The organism is Ferruginibacter yonginensis, assembly GCF_042651465.1.
In the GTDB taxonomy this organism is placed as follows: Bacteria; Bacteroidota; Bacteroidia; order Chitinophagales; family Chitinophagaceae; genus Ferruginibacter; species Ferruginibacter yonginensis.
Genome location: NZ_JBHSCZ010000001.1, coordinates 910,812 through 930,578, shown reverse-complemented (window position 1 = coordinate 930,578; position 19,767 = coordinate 910,812). Strand labels below are relative to the sequence as shown.

The window sequence follows — 19,767 nt, the reverse complement described above, 5'->3', positions numbered from 1 at the left end:
AATATTACCAAAGCTTACTAATTACTGACCATAATTAGTAGCATGATTAGAAAATTAAATAATTTTTTATGAAAAAAATGCTATTCACTACGCTGCTTATCTTTTCAATAGGCATGGCCTTTGCCCAAACAACTTATTATTGGGTAGGAGGTGTTGGCCCTATAAGTTTTACAGCCAACAGTAATTGGAATACGTCGCAAGACGGCTCTGGTACTGTAAGGGCAGCAGCTGACCCTACTGATATTTTAATTTTTAGTGGCACAAATGTAGGTGGTACAACACCAACTACTGGTACGGTTACTGTGTTAGCTACTTCTGCATCATTTGGCCAATTACGAATCATCAATAATGCCAATGTTATCATTTCTCGTACTGGTGGTGGTACAGCTACCCTTACTTTGAATGGTGATGCTAGTCCGGCTGATGATTTTGTTGTTGCAGCTGGTTGTAGCTTAACCATGAATACTGCATTAGCTGATGGTAATATTATTATACCAATGAGTGCAGGCGCAACTGGTTTGGTAAACGGTACTATCACTATTTCCAATACAGGTACGCATCGTATAACATCGCAAACAACCAATGGTTTAGTTTTTGCAGCAGGTGCCACTTTTAATTCGGCTGGTATACCTGCATCAGCTGCATACCCTTTTGGTAGTAGTACACAAGGTATTCAAAACGGTGTAGTATTTCAAAATGGGGCTAATTTAATCATTACTGGTAATAGAAGCCCAATGGGAGGTACTTCTACTTTTCAGGCATGTAATATGTTGCCGGGTAGTAACACCTATTTTAGAAGCAATGCATCGAGTGCCACAGGTTCTTATGTTAATCAAAAAAATTACGGAAACATATTTGTAGAAAATAACACGACCCTTACATCTGATGGACCATTATCGAAAGTTGATAATTTAACGGTAGAGAGTGGTTCATCTTTTATTACACACACGAGTGGTATTACACCTGTATTAGGTAACCTTACAATAAATGGAAGCTTTACGGCACCCACAGGTAGTACCAATATTTTAATAATGGGCGGCAGCGCTCCTCAAACAATTTCTGGTAGTGGCACTATTAATGTGCCTTCATTTACAGTATCTAATTATAGTAGTGTAACCTTAGCAAAATCTATCACTGTTACAAGTATTTGTAACATTGTTGGTAGTATCAATTTTGGCACGAACAACCAAATTAATGGTTCAGCCACTTTTACATCAAGGGTTAACGGCACTGCAGCAAGTGTAACAGGTAATACCACTGCTGGCTCATTTTTAATTACAGGTATTCCGGCGGGTGTATTAACAGGTGTTGCAGGTTTAGCAATCACTGGTCCTGGTATTGATGCTAATACCAATGTAGCCAGCTTTTCAGCAGCCAATGGTACCATCAACCTATCAAAACCAGCAATAGCAAATGCTACAGGGGCCACTTATAATTTTACTAGTGATGCAGCCACTATGATAACTGCTAATGCTAATGGTATGGATTCATTAACAGGTAGTGTGATTGTAACTGGTACAAAAGCTTATCAATCTGGTACTAATTATATATTCAATGGTGCAACATTAAAACCATTTGGTTTAACTAGTGGCGCAAACGCTACTAGAGTAAACGTTGGTTTTGTACAAGTAAATGCACCCATTACTTTTAATGTGTGGCCAAGCGTATTGAACTTTTTAACTGTGAACGCTAAAATCACAATGCGTCCGCTAGATACTATTCGTATTAACACAGGTGCTTTTATAAATGGCGCATTTAGTAATACCAATTATATTGCTACAGATTATAATGCAGTTACTGGCGAACAAAGTATTGTTCAATATGATGGTGTTTTGGCTCCTGTAACGCTACCCATAGGCACACTTACCAATTATTTGCCCGTAAGGTTAACGCCTACTAGTGTGTCAACATTTACTGCTGCTGTGTTTGAGGGTATAACCAGTAATGGACAAATTACAGGCACTGCTTTAACAGCAGTACAAAAACAACGTGTAGTAAACGCAGTTTGGAACATCAACAGATTAGTAGGTTCAGGTAATTGTGATGTGCAATTGAGTTGGACGAATGCTTTAGAGGGATCAACTTTTACCACTTTACCGAATACAGATATTGGTATAATTGCTAATACAGGTACATCATATGCAGCACCTATTGGTGTGGGTAATAATACCACTAATACTGCTACTGCAACTATAGCGAATTTTACGCCGCTATCAATTGGGGCGGTGCCACCATCAACACCTTTTGTTTTTAATGCATTAGCTAATAAAGTATATGGTGCTGCGGATTTTAATGGAGGTGCAAGTAGTTTAAATACAACCCAACCAATTGTTTACAGCAGTAGTAATTTGGCAGTAGCAACTATTGTTGCAGGTAACATACATATAGTTGGCGCAGGTACTACTGATATTACGGCATCACAAGCTAGTGATGGTTTTTACCCAGCAACTTCTATTACCAGATCTTTGATAGTAGATAAGGCGCCTCTTACCATTACTGCCGATAACAAAACAAAATTTGAGGGACAAGTAAATCCTACTTTAACTATTACCTACACTGGTTTTGTATTAGGTGAAAATGCAAGTGTATTTACAACTGCACCAACCATTACAACTACAGCAGTAACTGCATCTACACCGGGTACTTATCCTATTACAGTGAGTAATGCACAAGCTGCTAATTATAATATTACCTATGTAAACGGTACATTAACAGTACAAGCCAATCAGCAATTGGTTATTACATTTAATGCATTGCCAACCAAAACTTATGGTAATGCTGATTTTACCATTGCTGCAAGTAGCAATAACAATGTTACACCCATTACTTTTGTGAGCAGCAATACCAGCGTAGCAACAGTAGTGGGTAATTTGGTACATATTGTTGGTGCAGGTACCACTACTATTACCGCTTCACAAGCAGGTGCTGTAGGTTATTTTCCGGCAGCCAATGTTACGCAACCATTGGTTGTAAATAAGGCAAACCTCACCATTAGAGTAAAAGATACTTCAAAAATTGAAGGAACCGCTAACCCTGTTTTTGATTTTACATATACTGGTTTTGTATTGGGTGAAACGCCAACAAGCTTAACCAGTTTACCAACGGTAAATACAGTAGCAAATACCAATTCATCACCTGGTTACTATAGTTTAATACCACAAAATGCAGCTTCTAACAATTATGCTTTTATATATACCAATGGCAGGCTCACCATTTTGCCAAAAACAGGTAAAGATCAGCAGTATTTTAATGCTTATCAAAGTAGTACAAATGTTTTAACTATTAGAGCGTATAGTAACACACCTGTAATAGGCGATGTTACCGTGTATGATATGTTGGGCAGACCTGTTGCAAGAAAAAATATTTTGATGCCTATTGGTTTTATAAGTGCTGATATTCCTATTCCTGCATTGGTAACAGGTGCTTATGTGGTTACCATAAAAGGCAAAGCAGTGAACTTAGTAAAAACAATTGCGATTTTAAAATAACCCTTAACCGAACATTACCAAAACAACAATTGATCAAATTAAATATTTTAAAATGAAACAGATAAGAGGCTTACTAATAATGTTACCACTACTATTAGTTGCAGGCTTTTCATTCGCACAAAAAAATACGGTTACTGGTAAAGTCACAGATAAAAATACTGGCGAAGCTTTATCAGGTGTAAACGTACTTACCACAAACAAAAAGGGTGGTGTTGTAACAAATAAAGATGGGGTGTATTCCATTACATTAAAATCTGCTAATGAAACTTTGGTTTTTAGTTATGTAGGTTACATTACACAAACAATTACAACCAACGGTAAAAGCACTTTTGATATAGCGTTGTCACCATCAAATAAAGCAAACGACGAAGTAGTGGTTATTGGATATGGTACGCAAAAAAAATCAAGTGTAACAGGGGCTGTATCAAAATATAAAAATGAGCGTTTAGATGAGTCACCAGCATCAAGGCTTGACCAAGCTTTACAGGGGAAAATTGCAGGTGTACAAATTCAAAATATTTCATCTGACGCTGGTGCAGCACCTAAAGTAAGGGTAAGAGGTATTTCATCTATCAATGCAGGTGCTGATCCACTAGTGGTGGTAGATGGGCATCCTGTACCAGACGGGTTGGCATTTGTGAACATGGCTGATGTAGAATCAGTTGAAGTATTAAAAGATGCCGCATCTGCTGCAATTTATGGCTCAAGGGCGGCAAGCGGTGTAATTTTAATCACAACCAAATCAGGTAAAGCAGATAAAACAAGGTATTCCGTAAAAATATCTACTGGTATAAAACAACCTTATAAGTTGTACAAAGTAATGACTACAAGTGAGTATACCAATTTGTTGTTTTACGAAGCAGCTTTAAGGGCGCAAGACCCAACAGCTCCACCACCAACCACACTCAATGTTGCAAGTACAGCTGAACGTGCTGCTTATGTTATTGAAAACACAATTATGGGTGGCCAAGCTACAGACTGGCAAACATCAACTATAAGAGACGCAAACACAAAAAATATTCAGTTAGCAGCATCAGGCGGTACAAAAAATTTAAAATATTTTTTAGGTGCTGGTTATCAAAATGATCAAGGCTTTAGCTATCATAGCGAATATGAACGTTTTAACGTAAGGGCAAAATTAGATGCTCAATTAGGCAAAAAAGTAAAAGTGTCTTTCAACTTTAATCCGTCTTATATCAAACGTGAAAGGCCATCAGTAAGCTATATTGATTTTGTGCGTTTCCCATCTTACTTACCTATTTATTTGAATGAAAGCACAGCAGCGTTCGTACGTCAGAACCCATTGTATCCTGATGTGAAAGCAGGCGATTTTGCACAGGCTCGTTTTTTTAACGGAAGAGTATACAGTGGTTTAATGCCTGATGGTAGTATTTGGAATACCACTACTGCGGCAGATCCTTTTAATACCGCTAATAATACACCAAAGTCTGTTTTAGAAACAAGGTCTATTACTTCAAATGATTACAGAGCTACCACTTCATTTGATATGACCATAAACTTAGCAAAAGGGTTAGATTTTAAAACCTTATTAAGTTCATACATCAATATTTCTGATGGGTTAGATTTTGCAAAACGTAACTCTAACAGAGCTGGTGATGTAAACAGAGGCGTATTCACCAATAGAACGTATGTTGATTTGTTAAATGAGAATACGGTTACATATACCAAGCAAATAAAAGATCACTCTATAACTGCATTGGCAGGCTTTACAGCGCAAGTAACCAAATCAAAAAATGATCAAACTGTTGGACTTGATTTTCCAAGTGATAATATTCAAACACTTAACACAGCATTGTTAATTGAAAAAGAAAATACATTTAGCCTCAAAAATAAAGAAGGGCTTTTATCAGTATTGAGTAGGGTGAATTACGATTTCAAAAGCAAGTATATTGTAAGTGCCAGTATACGTGGTGATGGTAGTTCAAAATTTGCCACCGGAAAAAAATGGGGGTATTTCCCTTCTGTATCAGTTGGTTGGGTAGCAACCAAAGAAAACTTTTTGAGTGATGTAAAATGGCTCAATAATTTAAAGTTGAGAGCTAGTTATGGTGCAACGGGTAACAATCGCATCAATGATTTTTTATTTATTGATTTATTGTATCAATCTAATTATCCTATTGGTGGCGGTAATGGTACATCTGGTATTGGACAAGTACCTTCTAGAGATGTTTTATCGAATCCCGACATTACTTGGGAAACTACTTATCAATATAATGGTGGTTTAGATTTAGGTTTATTTAAAAATAGTTTAAATATTACGGTTGATGTTTATCAATCACGTACTGATAAACTATTGCTGAACCAAAACGTAGTTGCATTTGCAGGAGCACCTACTTATATTAATAACATCGGTAGTTTACAAAACAGGGGTATTGAGGTAGAAGTTACAAATGTGAATGTGCGAACTAAAAATTTTAAATGGACAACCTCAGGTAACATTTCACGTACAAGAAATAAAATTTTAGCATTAGGGGGGGAATCGTTTTTCTTAAATCAAGGAGAGCGTACAGAAGTTTATTTGAATAAAGTAGGATCACCATTAATTCAGTTTTTTGGTTATAAAACAGATGGTGTATGGTTATCGCAAGCACAAATAAATGAGGCACAAGCAAAAGGTTTAACCAGCAGTTTGAGCAATGTGTTTACACCAGGTGGGTTAAAATTAGTTGATATTAATGGCGATAATAAAATTGATGCCAACGACCGTACGGTTATTGGTAATCCATATCCTGATTTTACTTGGGGCGTTACCAACTCATTCACACTTAAAAATTTTGATGTTAGTTTTTCATTTCAAGGTGTACATGGCGGTTCGTTGGTTAATGGTGATGCTAATTATAATGAAATTAAACGTTACAATAGAAATTATAATCAAAATAGGTGGATCAGTGCTGCTAACCCTGGCGATGGTAAAACACCTTATTCAACAACAGGTTTCGCCAACTGGTTGCTAACTGATTATGCTATTGAAGATGCATCTTACTATTGTTTGAGAGATGTATTAGTGGGCTACACATTACCACAAAGTTTTGCAAATAGGGCCAAGTTGAGTTCAATGCGTTTGTATTTTTCTGCACAAAACTTGTTTTTTCATTTTGCTGATAATTATAGAGGTATCAATCCTGAAGGAAGGTTAACCACTGGTCCGTATGCATCACCATTAGCTGATGGATACCAACGTGGTAGCTATCCAATGAGTAAAACATTTTTGTTAGGTGTTGATATCAATTTTTAATTCTTCAAAAATTACGTCATGAAATATTTACAATATATAAGTTTGATCACATGCATTGGATTTTTTTCTTGCAAAAAAGTGATAGATGTAGTACCTCAATCTAATTTAAATTCAGCCACGTATTACTCAACTGTTGAAGAAATTCAATCAGGGTTAACAGGCTGTTATAGTGGTATGCAACGTACCATGAATACCGAGTGGCAGTTTACAGAATTGCGTAGCGATAATACCAAAATGGGCGTTGCCAACAGTACCTCATCTATCAATAGAGATTACAGTGATTTGGATATGTTTTTCCCTGCAACCACCCATCAGGGTTTGTACACATACTGGCTCAATTCATACAATAATATCCGTAACTGTAATGTTATTTTGCAAAGGCTAGGCGTTCAATATGCTCCTGCAACTGGTACTATTACTTTAGGTGCTATTAGTGTTAGTATGAGTGACTCTATTCGCAAACAATTGGCTGGTGAAGCTATGTTTATAAGGGCATATCATTATTTTAATTTAGTAAGGTTATATGGTGGTGTATTTTTGATTCACACACCTATTACTGCTACTGAAAGTGTTACCATTAATCGTTCATCTGTTGCTGATATTTATAAATTAATTGAAGCTGATTTAACCAACGCATCTAATTTTTTAAGTACTGCAAAATATAATCAAATAGCGGCTGTAAACTTAGGCAAGGCCACACGTTGGGCTTCAAAAGGGTTATTGGCTAAAGTATACTTAACATTAAATAGAAAAGCCGAGGCTATTACTTTGCTGCAAGATGTTATTACCAATAGTGGTCATGCATTGCAACCAAATTATGCAACTGTATTTTCTACCACTAATGAATTGAATAGTGAAATATTATTCGCTGTTCGTTATAAAGCCGGAGGATTAGGTTTGGGTTCAAGTTTCGGTAATGATTTTGGTCCGCTCAATAGCGGTTCTGCTGTAATCAATGGTTCTGGTTTAGGAAATAATTATCCAACAGATAATGTTGATACAGCATTCATTGCAGCCGATGCAAGAAGGGCCGTAAACATAGGTGTATTTGGCAGTGGTAGTGCAGCTAAATTGTACGTAAAAAAGTATTTAACGCCTGTTGTTTTAACAGGTGATGGAGAAAGTGATTGGCCCGTTTTACGTTATGCTGATATATTATTAATGTTGGCAGAAGCACAAGGCTATACCCCTTCAAGTATTGGTTTAATTAATACCATTCGTACAAGGGCAGGGTTACCAAGTTTACCTGCTACTGTAAACAGTGTGGCTACTTTTGAAGAAGCACTTTCTAACGAACGTAGGTTGGAGTTGGCTTTTGAAAATCAACGCTTTTTTGATTTGGTGCGTTATAATACAACTTTAACTACCATAAGAGCAGAAGATGTAATAAAAAATCAATTTGCAAGAGAATATGCAAGGCATTACGGTCAATACCCAGCGCCGGCACTCACATTGGCTCAATTACAGGCTTTTGTAACGCCAGATCATTTGTTGTTGCCTATTCCACAACATGAAATAGATACGAACACCCAATTGGTAATTCCTCAAAATCCTGGGTACTAGTCATGAAAAAGGGTATATACATTTTAATTGTTTTTTTGCTGAGTGCACAAGTTGTGTTGTCACAACAAGAACTTACATCTGTAAAATCAGTGAAAGTTCCTGTTGGTTATACGCAGCAGTTAAATGTAGTATACAAAAAAGTAAACAACTGGGAAGGTAGGGTTGATATTTACTATAAATCAGGCGTAAATGTAAAGCCAATGCCAATACTAATTAATATGCACGGGGGTGCTTGGCGGCATGGCAATAAAGAATCGCAAACTGGCTTTAGTACCTACTTTAAATTAGGCTTTGCTGTAGCCAATGTTGAATATAGGTTGAGTGCACAAGCTACAGCGCCTGCTGCCATTGAAGATGTGCGTTGTGTAATGATGTATTTAATTAACCATGCTGATTCTTTGAATATTGATGTTAATCGCATTGTATTAAGTGGTAGTTCTGCTGGGGCACATTTGGCATTAATGGCTGGGCTAATGGGGAACAATAATGCTCAATTTGATAAAGATTGTACCATTACTAATAAACCTTATCGTATTGCTGCAGTTATTGCTCAATCTACTCCATCTACTTTATTTGATCCAAACATTAATAAAGTTTTAAAAGATGGTGCAATTTATGAGTGGTTGGGTAGTGCAAAAAAAGATGATGTGGCTTTTGCAAAATCGTTATCACCCATTTCATATATCAATAAAAATAATCCGCCAATTTTTTTAACGCATGGCGATGCTGACCCTCGTGTGCCTTACCAGCAAACTGTTGAATTAGATGCGGCTTTAACAAAAGCTGGAGTAAAGCATCTGTTTATTACAATACCTGGGGGTGGACATGGTGGTTATGATGAACAACAAAAACAAATCATACAAGCAGCACTCATACCATTTTTAAAAGAACACTTGTCAATTCAATAATTAAAATTATATCTACATGAAAAAAATAATCATCGTTGCTTTGAGCTTACTCTCTTTTTCTTCGTTTGCTCAAGATGCTGTTGAAAAAGAATTCAAGCCGGTTGAATACCCTGCTGGTTATTCATCAAAATTAAATGTAGTGTATACCACTGCTAAAGATTGGGAAGGTAAAATGGATTTGTATTTGCCCCCAAATAATGGAAAAGCTACTGCAGTTGTTATTAATATACATGGTGGCGGTTGGAACCACGGTGAGAAAGAATCACAAACAGGCTTTAGTACTTTTTTTAAAGCTGGTTTTGCAGTGGCTAACATTGAGTACCGTTTAACTGGTAAAGCAACAGCCCCTGCTGCAATTGAAGATACCCGTTGTGCTTTAATTTATTTAATTAAAAATGCGAAGGAATTAAATATTGATGTAAACAAAATTGTAATAATGGGAGGCAGTGCAGGCGGTCATTTGGCATTAATGGGTGGTCTATTAGGTAATAACCATATTTTCGATACGAACTGTACGGGTGTTGAAAACATAAAAGTAGCTGCCATTATTGATAAGTATGGTATCACTGATGTTTGGGATTGGGCTTATGGACCAAATATCACCAGCAAATCTGCTGTGAATTGGTTGGGAGCAAAATCAAAAGATGAAGCTTTTGCAAAATCAGTTTCACCCATTACGTATGTTGATAAAAATAGCCCACCAACATTTATTGTACATGGTGATGCTGACCCTACGGTTCCCTATCAAGAATCTGTAGCATTATACAAAAAACTACAAGATGCTGGTGTCATTTCACAATTCATTACAGTGCCAGGTGGCTTACATGGTAAGTTTGAAAAAGAAAAAAATAGTGAAATTAACAAAGCAATGATGGCGTTCATAATGAATCTTAAAAACTTTAAACAATAATTGTTATGAAAAAAATTTTATTACAATGTTGTTTTTTATTGGCCATCTTGCAATCCAACATAGCTCAAGTGAGTTTATCTGCTGATGGTCCGGGCAATACCTACGAACTCATCAACAGCAAGCTAGCGCCCGGTTACGATGTGGTTGAAGCGCCAGATGATAGCCATACAACTTTTGGTAGGCATATTGCTGAAGTGTTTGATAATTCATTGAACAAAAATGTATTTGAATTTTATTCGCATGTTTCAACTGATGGTGATCCATCAACAGGTTCGGCTGATAGGCAAAGGGTTGAAATTAAAACCTATGCATCATCTCCTGCAAACCTCATTGGTACTAACGGCGAAACGGTAACTTATAAATGGTTATTTAAAATACCAAATGGTTTTAAAGCATCATCTAGCTTTACACATTTACATCAAATTAAACCGGTGAATGGTGATGATGCTGATCCTATTTTTACTTTGACAGCTCGTAAAGGAACACCTAACAAGTTAGAATTAATATATGTAGAAACAAGTGCTAGTGCTTCTTTTAAAGCAGCAATTATTGATTTAACCTTGTTAGAAGGGCAGTGGGTATCTGTTATTGAAAATATTGTTGTGGGTAACCCTGCATTAGGTACAAGTGGCAAATATGCCATCACTTTAAAAAGGGTTAGCGATGGAGCTGTTTTATTAAATTATACCAATAATAACATCGCTACTATTAGAACTGATAATAGTTTTATACGCCCTAAATGGGGTATTTATAGAAGTTTGAACACACCTGCTGATTTACGTGATGAAGCAGTACGCTTTGCAGATTTCTCTATTGCTGAAGGTACATTAGCTGCTCAAACTTATTATTGGATTGGTGGCGCAAATGGTAGTTTTACAGCAAATGCAAATTGGAATACACAGTTAGATGGTTTAGGTACGAGCAGAAGTGCAACTGCTATTGATGATGTATTAATTTTTGATGGTAGTAATATTGGTGGTACCGTACTAACAACAGGTACGGTTACATTAACCGCTACCTCTACTTCATTCGGACAAATTAAATTACAGAATAATGCCAATGTGGTGATACAACGCCCTGCTGGGGGCGGTGGTACGGGTACTTTAACTGTTAATGGTGATGGCACACCCGATCCTGATTTTGTTATTGGTACAGGTTGTAATTTCACTGTAAATAGTCCGTTAACAGATGGTAACATCATCATCAATTTATTGGCAAATGTTACTGGTACAGTAAGTGGTACATTCAGTATGAGTAATACCGGTACGCACCGTATTACTTCACAAACAACTAATGGGTTGGCATTTCTAGCAGGGGCTACTTTTAACTCAGGTGGCACACCTGCAACTGCAGCCTATCCCTTTGGCAGTAGTACACAATCTGTGCAAAATGGCGTAATTTTTCAATCAGGCTCAAATTTAGTAGTAACAGGTAATAGAAGTCCCATGGGCGGCACATCTACATTTCAGGCCTGTAATATGATGCCTGGGAGTAATACCTATTTTAGAAGTAATGCATCAAGTGCTACAGGTTCATACGCAAACTTAAAAACATACGGTAATATTTTTATAGAGAACAATGCCACATTTACATCTGATGGACCATTATATAAAGTTGAAAATATTACAATTGATAATGGAGCAACATTTGTAACACACTCTAGTGGTAATACACCTATTTTGGGTAACCTCACCGTAAACGGAACTTTATCTGCACCCGGTGGTAGCACCAATATTATTGTTATGGGTGGCAGTACGCCACAAACTATTTCGGGTACAGGCAGTATCAATATTCCATCATTCACTGTTGCGAATTATAGTGATGTTAGCTTGCTTAAACAGATGTTTGTTAGTACAACGGTAAATATTGTTGGTAAGCTTAGTTTTAGTAGTGGTGGACAAATTGCAGGCACGGCAACCTTTACAGCAAGGGTTGCTGGTGCTGCAACGTCCATTACAGGTAATACAACCGAAGGTTCTTATTTACTTACAAATATCGTGGGCACATTATCTGGTAATGCTGGGTTAGCTATTGCAGGTACGGGGCTAGATGCGACTACATCTGTTGCTGGTTTTTCAACGGCAAATGCAGTTATAAATTTATCAAAGCCAGCAACAGCTACTGCCACAGGCGTTACATACACTTTTACAAGTGATAGTGCAACATTGGTTTCGGCAAACCCTAATGGTTTTGATAATGCTACAGGAGCAGTAGTGGTAAGTGGTACAAAAACATATCAATCTGGCACAAACTATATTATTAATGCAGCTACCACAGCACCATTTGGTATAAGTGCAACAGCCACCACAGGTATTATAGTTGGTAACGTATTGCTCAATGCACCTGTAACTACAAATTTTAATACACGTATTAGAGGTACATTAACACTAGGTAGTGGTATTTTAACCATTCGTGCAACTGATACGGTAAGAGTATTAACTAACAATATTATTGGAGGAGCTCCTTTCAGCAACAGTAAATATATTGCCTGTGCAGCTGCTGGTAATAGTGTGGGTGTTTTAAGGTTTGATGATATTACAACTACAACATTATTTCCTATAGGTACTGCTACAAAGTATTTGCCGGTTAGTTTAACGCCTACATCAATCATGGATTTTGCTGCTAGTTGTTTTGAAGGTATTACAACAGATGGTACGCCAACAGGTACGGCATATTCCGCTACGCAAAAAGCTGATGTGGTTGATGCTGTTTGGACGATCAACCGAATTACTGGTAGTGGCGATTGTGCCATGCAACTGAGTTGGCCCAGTGTATTGGAGGGTTCCAATTTTTCAGCATTCCCCAATAATCAAGTAGGTATTAATAGATACAGCGGTGCCATTTGGGAACCTGCAATAGGTACGGGTGATAATACTTCAAATACTGCAACTGCAACGTTTACTAACTTTTCACCCTTTAGTGTAGGCCAAGCTGCTGGTCCTTTGCCAGTAAAATTAGTTAATGTGTATGCTACAAAAGTGGATCAAAAAAATAATTTGCATTGGGTTGTAAGTAATGAAATTAATGTGCAACAATACATTGTTGAAACGAGTATGAATGGTGTTGATTTTAAATCAATCGGTGCAGTAAATGCACAACAAATATCCCAGTATGTTTTTGCAGATGCTACTACCTACACAGCAACTGTTTATTATCGTTTAAAAGTGGTGAATGTTGATGGAAGTTTTCAGTACAGCAATATTGTAATTGTGAAAAATAACAAGCAATTGCTAACGAGTGTATATCCTAACCCTGCAACTCAATTTATTTATGTAAACGGGTTAAGCAATAATAGTGCAGTGAAAATTGTGAATACAAACGGACAAGTTATCTTAACAAAATCAGTTAAAAATATTACAACATTACAAATAGATGTATCAACGTTACCTCAAGGTGTTTATTTTGTTGAAGCAATGGTTGATCAACAAGTAGCTACGAGTCAGTTTTTAAAGAAATAATTTAAGAAGGTGAGGTTTTAATAAAGGGTTCTTTCACAAACGGTATGTTCGCTATTGTAAGTATATAGCAACATGCCGTTTTTATACAGTTTTAAAGAAATTGCTAACATGTTATTTATAAAACAATTTAAATGGTTGCTGCTTACGATATTTTTTGTTGTACCATTTTATGTTACGGCACATCATATTGTAGTGGATAATACAGTCGATTTTAATAATATGCTACAAACTGTAAAAGCCGGTGATACCATTATTTGGAAAGATGGTATTTATAATGACTTGAAAATAAATTTTAAGCCAACACAAAATGGTACAGCACAAGCTTACATTGTTTTGAAAGCACAAACAGCTGGCAAAGTTATTTTTAAAGGCAGTTCACAATTATTTGTTGCTGGTAGTTATTTGCAAGCGGAGGGCTTTTTGTTTGAAGGTGTCAATACATTAGATAATGGTGATAATGTCATTGAATTTGGAAGTCAGTTTAAAGATAATGACAATACGCATCATTGCAGGGTTACAAATTGTGCCGTGGTAAATTATACACCTAAAGATGCGGAAGTGTTACAATACAGTATTTTATTAAAAGGTAGTTACAACGAAGTTGATCATTGTTATTTTTTAGGTAAGAGCAATAAAGGCCCCACATTAGTAGTGGCTTATAAAAAGTCGAAAGATTATGTTGACGGTAGCGATGCGGCACCATCAACCCATCATCATATACATCATAATTATTTTGGGTTTAGAACGTATACTGAAAATGGTGGAGAATGTATGCGTATTGGAGATAGCAAAACATCATTCACGAAAGGCTATAATGTAATTGAAAATAATTTTTTTGAAGATGAAAAAATTGAGGCAGAAGTTATCAGCAATAAAAGTTTTTGTAACATTTATAGGTTCAACAGTTTTGTAAATAACGATGGTGCATTGGTGTTACGTCACGGGCAACAATGTGTGGTGTATGGCAATTATTTTAATAGTCCTGCATCAAAAAATACCAGTGGTGGTATACGTATCATCAACCCTTACCAAACTGTATTTAATAATTATATAGAAAACGTTGCTGGTGGTAGTAGTGTAATGAAATCGCCTATTTGTATAATGGCTGGTTTAAAAGGCTCGGCTTTAAATGAATATTACCCGGCTGATAGTGCTATTGTTGCTTATAATACTGTTTACAATGCAGTAGGGCCTGCCATAACACTCGGTGTAGGAAACGCCGCTAAGGGCAAGCCTTTTGAAGCACCACAACATGTTTGGGTTGAAGGTAATTCGGTGATGAATACAAAAGGTAAAAATCCAGTAGTATTTCAAATTGAAAATACAGAAAGCACTTATTTAGCACAGCAAAATTATTATTACAACAGTATTTCAGTTGATAAAGGTTTTCAAAAAATTACTCAAAGTGATGTAGTGTCAACTAACATCACATCTAATAAAAATATCAACATAAATAAAACGTTGGTAAATGTTATCAATAGCCGATTAGCAAAATATAATATCTTTTTAAACGATACTGATATTACCCATTTTAACCCTGCATGGATTGTTACTAAAAAAGATGTAGGTGTTAGTTGGCTTCATTAAAAAAATCATCATGATCAAAAAAATAATAGCAATTGTAGCTGTTTGTTTAGGCACAGTTACATTATCGGCACAAGATAAGTTTACAAAAAGTAGCGTTATCAAATTAGATGTGGCAGTTTTAGAAAAAAATAAAGCTATTTTATCTAAAACGAATAATGAGCTTTTAGCATCGTATGAGAATTTATTAAAGCAAGCTAAAAAATCGTTAGAGTTTAAACCTGTTTCAGTAATGGATAAGGTAGATGTACCGCCAAGTGGCGACAAGCATGATTATATGAGCATTGCACCTTATTGGTGGCCCGATCCGTCAAAACCTAATGGCGTACCTTATATGCGTAAAGATGGAGAGGTAAACCCTGAAGTAAAAAATTATTCTGATAAAGATAATATGCCCAAAATGTGTGAGCATATTTATGTGTTAGGGTTGGCATATTATTATTCTAATGATGAACAGTATGCAAAACATGCCAGCGAATTAATTAAAGTGTGGTTTTTAAATAGTGCCACTAAAATGAATCCTAATGCAAACTTCGGACAGGCGGTAAAGGGTAGAAGCGAAGGCAGAGGAGAAGGTGTGTTAGACACAAGGCATTTTATTTTTGTTATTGATGCTGTTTCGTTACTTAAAAATTCAAAAAGTTGGTCTACTCAAAATACTACTGATTTAAAAAAATGGTTTTCTGATTATTTGCATTGGATGCAAAGCAGTGTTATAGGCATTGAAGAACGTGATGCAAAAAATAATCATGGTATTTGGTATGATGCTCAAGCATTAGCTTATGCCTTGTTTACAGATAATAAAGCAGTTGCTAATGAAACTGTTACCAGAGCCGCAGCAAGGCTTGATAAAGAGATGGATGATAAAGGTTTTTTCCCGTATGAATTACAACGTACCACATCAATGGGGTATTCTGTTTTTATATTAAATGCTTTTAATGTTATTGCCGAACTATCAACCCAAACTGATTTGAATTTGTGGAAATTCACCACTCCATCTGGTAAATCGTTACAAAAAGGTTTTGATGCTATGTTACCCTATTTGTCAAAAAAGCAAGCATGGACAGGGCAGCAAATAAAACCATTTACTTATGGTGATGCAGTGCCGCTTTTGTGGAAGGCCATATCACATTATGATTGCAAAAGCTGTACAAATGCTATAAAAGAAATTACAGGTGATGCATACAAAGGTTTATTAATAAATTTGTTGTAAACTAAATCACCTTAAACATTTAACATGCAAAATTTTAGAGTTGATAACAAAATTGCTTTGGTTACAGGATGCAGCAGTGGTATAGGTTTGGCTGTAGCCGTAGAATTGGCAGAAGCTGGCGCTGATATAATTGGCGTAAGTAGTTCATTAACTGCAGATAGTGAAGTTGCTAAAGCAGTAGCAGCTACAGGACGAAAATTTTATCCTTACACTGCAGATTTTTCTGATAGAAATTCAATTTACAATTTTTTAGAAGCAGTAAAAAAAGACCACGATCGTATTGATATTTTAATAAACAATGCTGGTAGTATTTTACGTAAACCTGTTGCTGAACATCCTGATGAAATGTGGGATACCATCATCAATATTAATTTAGATGCACAGTTTATCATTACTCGAGAAATTGGTAAATTGATGTTAACACAAAAGTTTGGTAAGATTGTGTTTACTTGTTCTTTATTAAGTTTTCAGGGTGGTATTAATGTGCCAGGTTATGCTGCTAGTAAAGGGGCGGTGGCTTCTTTATTAAAGGCTTTTGCCAATGAGTGGGCACAGCATGGTATTACTGTAAACGGTATTGCGCCAGGCTACATAGCTACTGCTAATACAAAATTATTAAGGGAAGATAAAGATAGAAATGCGGCCATTTTAGCTCGTATACCAGCAGCACGTTGGGGCGAAACCACTGATTTAACAGGTGCATACCTCTTTTTGTCATCACCAGCATCAGATTATATCAACGGTACTATTTTAACGGTTGATGGTGGATGGATGGGTAGATAAATTTTAAACAATTACTAAAACATATTATAATGGAAATTAGGTTTCAAAATAGTCCGAAAGAAACAAGTCAAATGAATACGCAAGAACTGCGTAACAATTTTTTGTTGCAAAACTTAATGCAACAAGGTAGTATCAACTTAGTATATTCTCATTATGACCGATTGATTATAGGCGGTGTCGTACCTACTACTAACGCTATTGTATTGCCGAATGAAGATGAATTGAAAGCAAAATATTTTTTGGAGCGTAGAGAAATGGGTATCATCAATGTGGGTGGTACAGGCACAGTAACGGCTGATGGTGTGGATTATGCCATTGAAAAATTAGAATGTGTGTATTTAGCAAAAGGTACACAAGCTGTACAGTTTAGTAGCAATGATGCAAGCAACCCTGCACATTTTTATATTTTATCTACGCCGGCACATCATAGCTATGTAAATGCAAAAATGACCAAAGCCGAAGCAGCACCTGTAAACTTAGGCGATATCACTACTTCAAACAAACGTACTATTTATAAATACATTCATAATGATGGTATACAAAGTTGCCAATTGGTAATGGGATTAACCGTTTTAGAAGATGGAAGTGTTTGGAACTCAGTACCTCCGCATACCCACACACGAAGAATGGAAGCGTACTTTTATTTTGATGTAAAAGATGGACATCGTGTCATGCATTTTTTAGGGGAGCCACAAGAAACTAGGCATTTAGTGGTGGGTAATTTAGAAGGGGCACTGTCGGCGCCATGGAGCATGCACTTTGGCTGTGGTACATCCAACTATGGTTTTATTTGGGGTATGGCTGGTGAAAACAAAGAGTTTACTGATATGGATCAAGTAGCAATTCCAGATCTAAAATAAGCTTAATAGTATTTTAATTTTTATCAATAAAAGTATCTTTTAACCCAAAACAATAAAGGTAATTACATGCAAAAAGTTAGTTGTTTTGGAGAGTTGCTATTGCGAATGTCGCCACAGTTAAACGGACAATGGATTAAAGAGGCAAACATGCCTTTGCATATTGGTGGGGCTGAATTAAATGTTGCAAATGCACTGGCACTATGGGGTTTATCGGTTGAATACTGTACAGCATTGCCCAACCATTATTTGAGTAATGAAGTAGTAGATGCACTTCAAACAAAAAATATAAATACCAATGCTATTCATTTTTCTGGCGAAAGAATCGGTTTATATTTTTTACCACAAGGAGCCGATTTAAAAAATGCAGGCGTTATTTATGATAGAAAATATTCATCTTTTTATGAACTGAAACCCGGTGATATTAATTGGCGACAAATTTTACAAGGTTGTGAGTGGTTTCATTTTACGGCGATTAGTCCTGCTTTAAGTGAGCAAACCACTATGGTTTGTAAAGAGGCTTTGGAAACAGCAGTAGCAATGGGTTTGACTATTTCAATTGATTTAAATTATCGTTCAAAATTATGGCAATATGGAAAACAACCTTTTGAAATGATGCAGTTGTTGTTGCCTTATTGTGATGTAGTTATGGGCAATATTTGGGCAGCACAAACTTTGTTGAATATACCTCATGGTATTGTCGAAGCTGCAAATTATAGTAATAATGATTATGTAATGGCAGCAACCAAATCAATGGAAGCATTACAAAGTCGTTATCCTAAAGTAAAAACAATTGCATATACTTTTAGGTTTGATGAACAATACTTTGCTGTATTGAAAAATAATGAAACAATCACTGTTTCAAAACCATTTGAACAACAACAAGTAATTGATAAAGTAGGCAGTGGCGATTGTTTTATGGCAGGTTTAATATATGCTTTAATTAATAATCATGATGATGCAGCCATCATCAACTTTGCGGCTGCCGCTGCTGTAAGTAAAATGAGAGTAAAGGGTGATGCAACTAATAAAACTGTAGCTGACATTAAATCATTTATACCTTAGTTATGCCACATCAAAAAATGATTGATGCTATTCTTCAACAAAAAATGTTGCCATTATTTTATCATGATGACCCAACAGTTTGTATTGAAATTGTAAAAGCATTATACAGTGCAGGTATACGAGTAATAGAATTTACGAATAGAGGCACTAATGCTTTACAAAATGCACAACAATTAGTTGGTGAACGTAATGCTTCAATGCCCGATTTATTGATTTCAATAGGGACTATCACAGATGGAAAACAGGCAGCCGCTTTTGCAGCAATAGGTGTTGATTTTTTAATTAGTCCGGTTTACGATGCAGCAATTCATGAAAACACCCAACAGTTAAACATAGGTTGGATACCAGGTTGCATGACACCTACTGAAATACATACCGCCTCAAGTAGTGGTTGTACGTTAGTTAAATTATTTCCGGGTAATGTATTGCAACCTTCGTTTGTAGCGGCCGTAAAAGATTTATTTCCGCATACGTATATGATGCCTACAGGCGGTGTTACTGGCAATATCGAAAACTTGCAAGCATGGTTCAATGCAGGCGTTTGTGCCGTGGGTATGGGCAGTACACTTATTACAAAACAAATAATGAATAATAAAAATTATGAGCTACTAACCACTACTACTGCTCAAATTTTGCAAGATATAAATACCATTACTTCATCAGCTATTACTACATCATAAAA

12 protein-coding genes are annotated in these 19,767 nt (G+C 36.2%); all 12 read left to right on the top strand.

The genetic code is table 11. The features are described 5' to 3' along the window. The first annotated feature begins 68 nt into the window (after positions 1 to 68). The 12 genes from ACFOWM_RS04155 to ACFOWM_RS04100 all read left to right on the top strand — a co-directional run bounded on the left by ACFOWM_RS04155 (position 69) and on the right by ACFOWM_RS04100 (position 19,765). Positions 69 to 3,488 carry a beta strand repeat-containing protein gene (locus ACFOWM_RS04155; protein WP_379707421.1) on the top strand — a complete coding sequence of 1,140 codons (3,420 nt, stop codon included), beginning with the start codon at positions 69 to 71 and terminating at the stop codon, positions 3,486 to 3,488. A 52-nt stretch (positions 3,489 to 3,540) separates the two neighbouring features. After that, complete coding sequence (locus tag ACFOWM_RS04150; protein ID WP_379707420.1) at positions 3,541 to 6,744, top strand: SusC/RagA family TonB-linked outer membrane protein; 3,204 nt, start codon at positions 3,541 to 3,543, stop codon at positions 6,742 to 6,744. A gap of 18 nt (positions 6,745 to 6,762) precedes the next feature. Next, entirely contained in the window at positions 6,763 to 8,307 is a 1,545-nt protein-coding gene (locus ACFOWM_RS04145) for a RagB/SusD family nutrient uptake outer membrane protein (protein ID WP_379707419.1), read from the top strand. Positions 8,308 to 8,309: 2 nt separating this feature from the next. Next, on the top strand, positions 8,310 to 9,215 hold the full coding sequence (locus ACFOWM_RS04140; protein WP_379707418.1) for an alpha/beta hydrolase fold domain-containing protein: 906 nt from the start codon (positions 8,310 to 8,312) through the stop codon (positions 9,213 to 9,215). Between the two features lie 16 nt (positions 9,216 to 9,231). Continuing rightward, positions 9,232 to 10,125, top strand: a complete 894-nt coding sequence (locus tag ACFOWM_RS04135; RefSeq protein WP_379707417.1) for an alpha/beta hydrolase fold domain-containing protein — start codon at positions 9,232 to 9,234, stop codon at positions 10,123 to 10,125. A gap of 5 nt (positions 10,126 to 10,130) precedes the next feature. Further along, entirely contained in the window at positions 10,131 to 13,583 is a 3,453-nt protein-coding gene (locus ACFOWM_RS04130; protein WP_379707416.1) for a beta strand repeat-containing protein, read from the top strand. A 108-nt stretch (positions 13,584 to 13,691) separates the two neighbouring features. Further along, positions 13,692 to 15,170: a polysaccharide lyase 6 family protein gene (locus ACFOWM_RS04125; RefSeq protein ID WP_379707415.1), complete on the top strand. Its 1,479-nt coding sequence runs from the start codon at positions 13,692 to 13,694 to the stop codon at positions 15,168 to 15,170. 10 nt (positions 15,171 to 15,180) lie between these two features. Continuing rightward, positions 15,181 to 16,380, top strand: coding sequence for an alginate lyase family protein (locus tag ACFOWM_RS04120; RefSeq protein ID WP_379707414.1), 1,200 nt, complete (start codon positions 15,181 to 15,183; stop codon positions 16,378 to 16,380). Between the two features lie 24 nt (positions 16,381 to 16,404). Further along, positions 16,405 to 17,163 (top strand): SDR family NAD(P)-dependent oxidoreductase, encoded by a 759-nt coding sequence (locus ACFOWM_RS04115; RefSeq protein WP_379707413.1) that lies wholly within the window; start codon positions 16,405 to 16,407, stop codon positions 17,161 to 17,163. 29 nt (positions 17,164 to 17,192) lie between these two features. Next, positions 17,193 to 18,023 carry a 5-dehydro-4-deoxy-D-glucuronate isomerase gene (gene kduI, locus ACFOWM_RS04110; RefSeq protein ID WP_379707412.1) on the top strand — a complete coding sequence of 277 codons (831 nt, stop codon included), beginning with the start codon at positions 17,193 to 17,195 and terminating at the stop codon, positions 18,021 to 18,023. A gap of 66 nt (positions 18,024 to 18,089) precedes the next feature. After that, entirely contained in the window at positions 18,090 to 19,085 is a 996-nt protein-coding gene (locus tag ACFOWM_RS04105; protein WP_379707411.1) for a PfkB family carbohydrate kinase, read from the top strand. A gap of 2 nt (positions 19,086 to 19,087) precedes the next feature. Beyond that, the gene (locus tag ACFOWM_RS04100) at positions 19,088 to 19,765 is read left to right on the top strand and encodes a bifunctional 4-hydroxy-2-oxoglutarate aldolase/2-dehydro-3-deoxy-phosphogluconate aldolase (RefSeq protein ID WP_379707410.1); all 678 of its coding nucleotides are present in this window, start codon (positions 19,088 to 19,090) and stop codon (positions 19,763 to 19,765) included. The last annotated feature ends 2 nt before the right edge of the window (positions 19,766 to 19,767 follow it).

Bases quoted from the DNA above. Each gene is read 5' to 3' on its own strand.
- ACFOWM_RS04155 (WP_379707421.1), top strand. From the start codon at position 69: ATGAAAAAAATGCTATTCACTACGCTGCTTATCTTTTCAATAGGCATG.
- ACFOWM_RS04150 (WP_379707420.1), top strand. From the start codon at position 3,541: ATGAAACAGATAAGAGGCTTACTAATAATGTTACCACTACTATTAGTT.
- ACFOWM_RS04145 (WP_379707419.1), top strand. From the start codon at position 6,763: ATGAAATATTTACAATATATAAGTTTGATCACATGCATTGGATTTTTT.
- ACFOWM_RS04140 (WP_379707418.1), top strand. From the start codon at position 8,310: ATGAAAAAGGGTATATACATTTTAATTGTTTTTTTGCTGAGTGCACAA.
- ACFOWM_RS04135 (WP_379707417.1), top strand. From the start codon at position 9,232: ATGAAAAAAATAATCATCGTTGCTTTGAGCTTACTCTCTTTTTCTTCG.
- ACFOWM_RS04130 (WP_379707416.1), top strand. From the start codon at position 10,131: ATGAAAAAAATTTTATTACAATGTTGTTTTTTATTGGCCATCTTGCAA.
- ACFOWM_RS04125 (WP_379707415.1), top strand. From the start codon at position 13,692: ATGTTATTTATAAAACAATTTAAATGGTTGCTGCTTACGATATTTTTT.
- ACFOWM_RS04120 (WP_379707414.1), top strand. From the start codon at position 15,181: ATGATCAAAAAAATAATAGCAATTGTAGCTGTTTGTTTAGGCACAGTT.
- ACFOWM_RS04115 (WP_379707413.1), top strand. From the start codon at position 16,405: ATGCAAAATTTTAGAGTTGATAACAAAATTGCTTTGGTTACAGGATGC.
- kduI (WP_379707412.1), top strand. From the start codon at position 17,193: ATGGAAATTAGGTTTCAAAATAGTCCGAAAGAAACAAGTCAAATGAAT.
- ACFOWM_RS04105 (WP_379707411.1), top strand. From the start codon at position 18,090: ATGCAAAAAGTTAGTTGTTTTGGAGAGTTGCTATTGCGAATGTCGCCA.
- ACFOWM_RS04100 (WP_379707410.1), top strand. From the start codon at position 19,088: ATGCCACATCAAAAAATGATTGATGCTATTCTTCAACAAAAAATGTTG.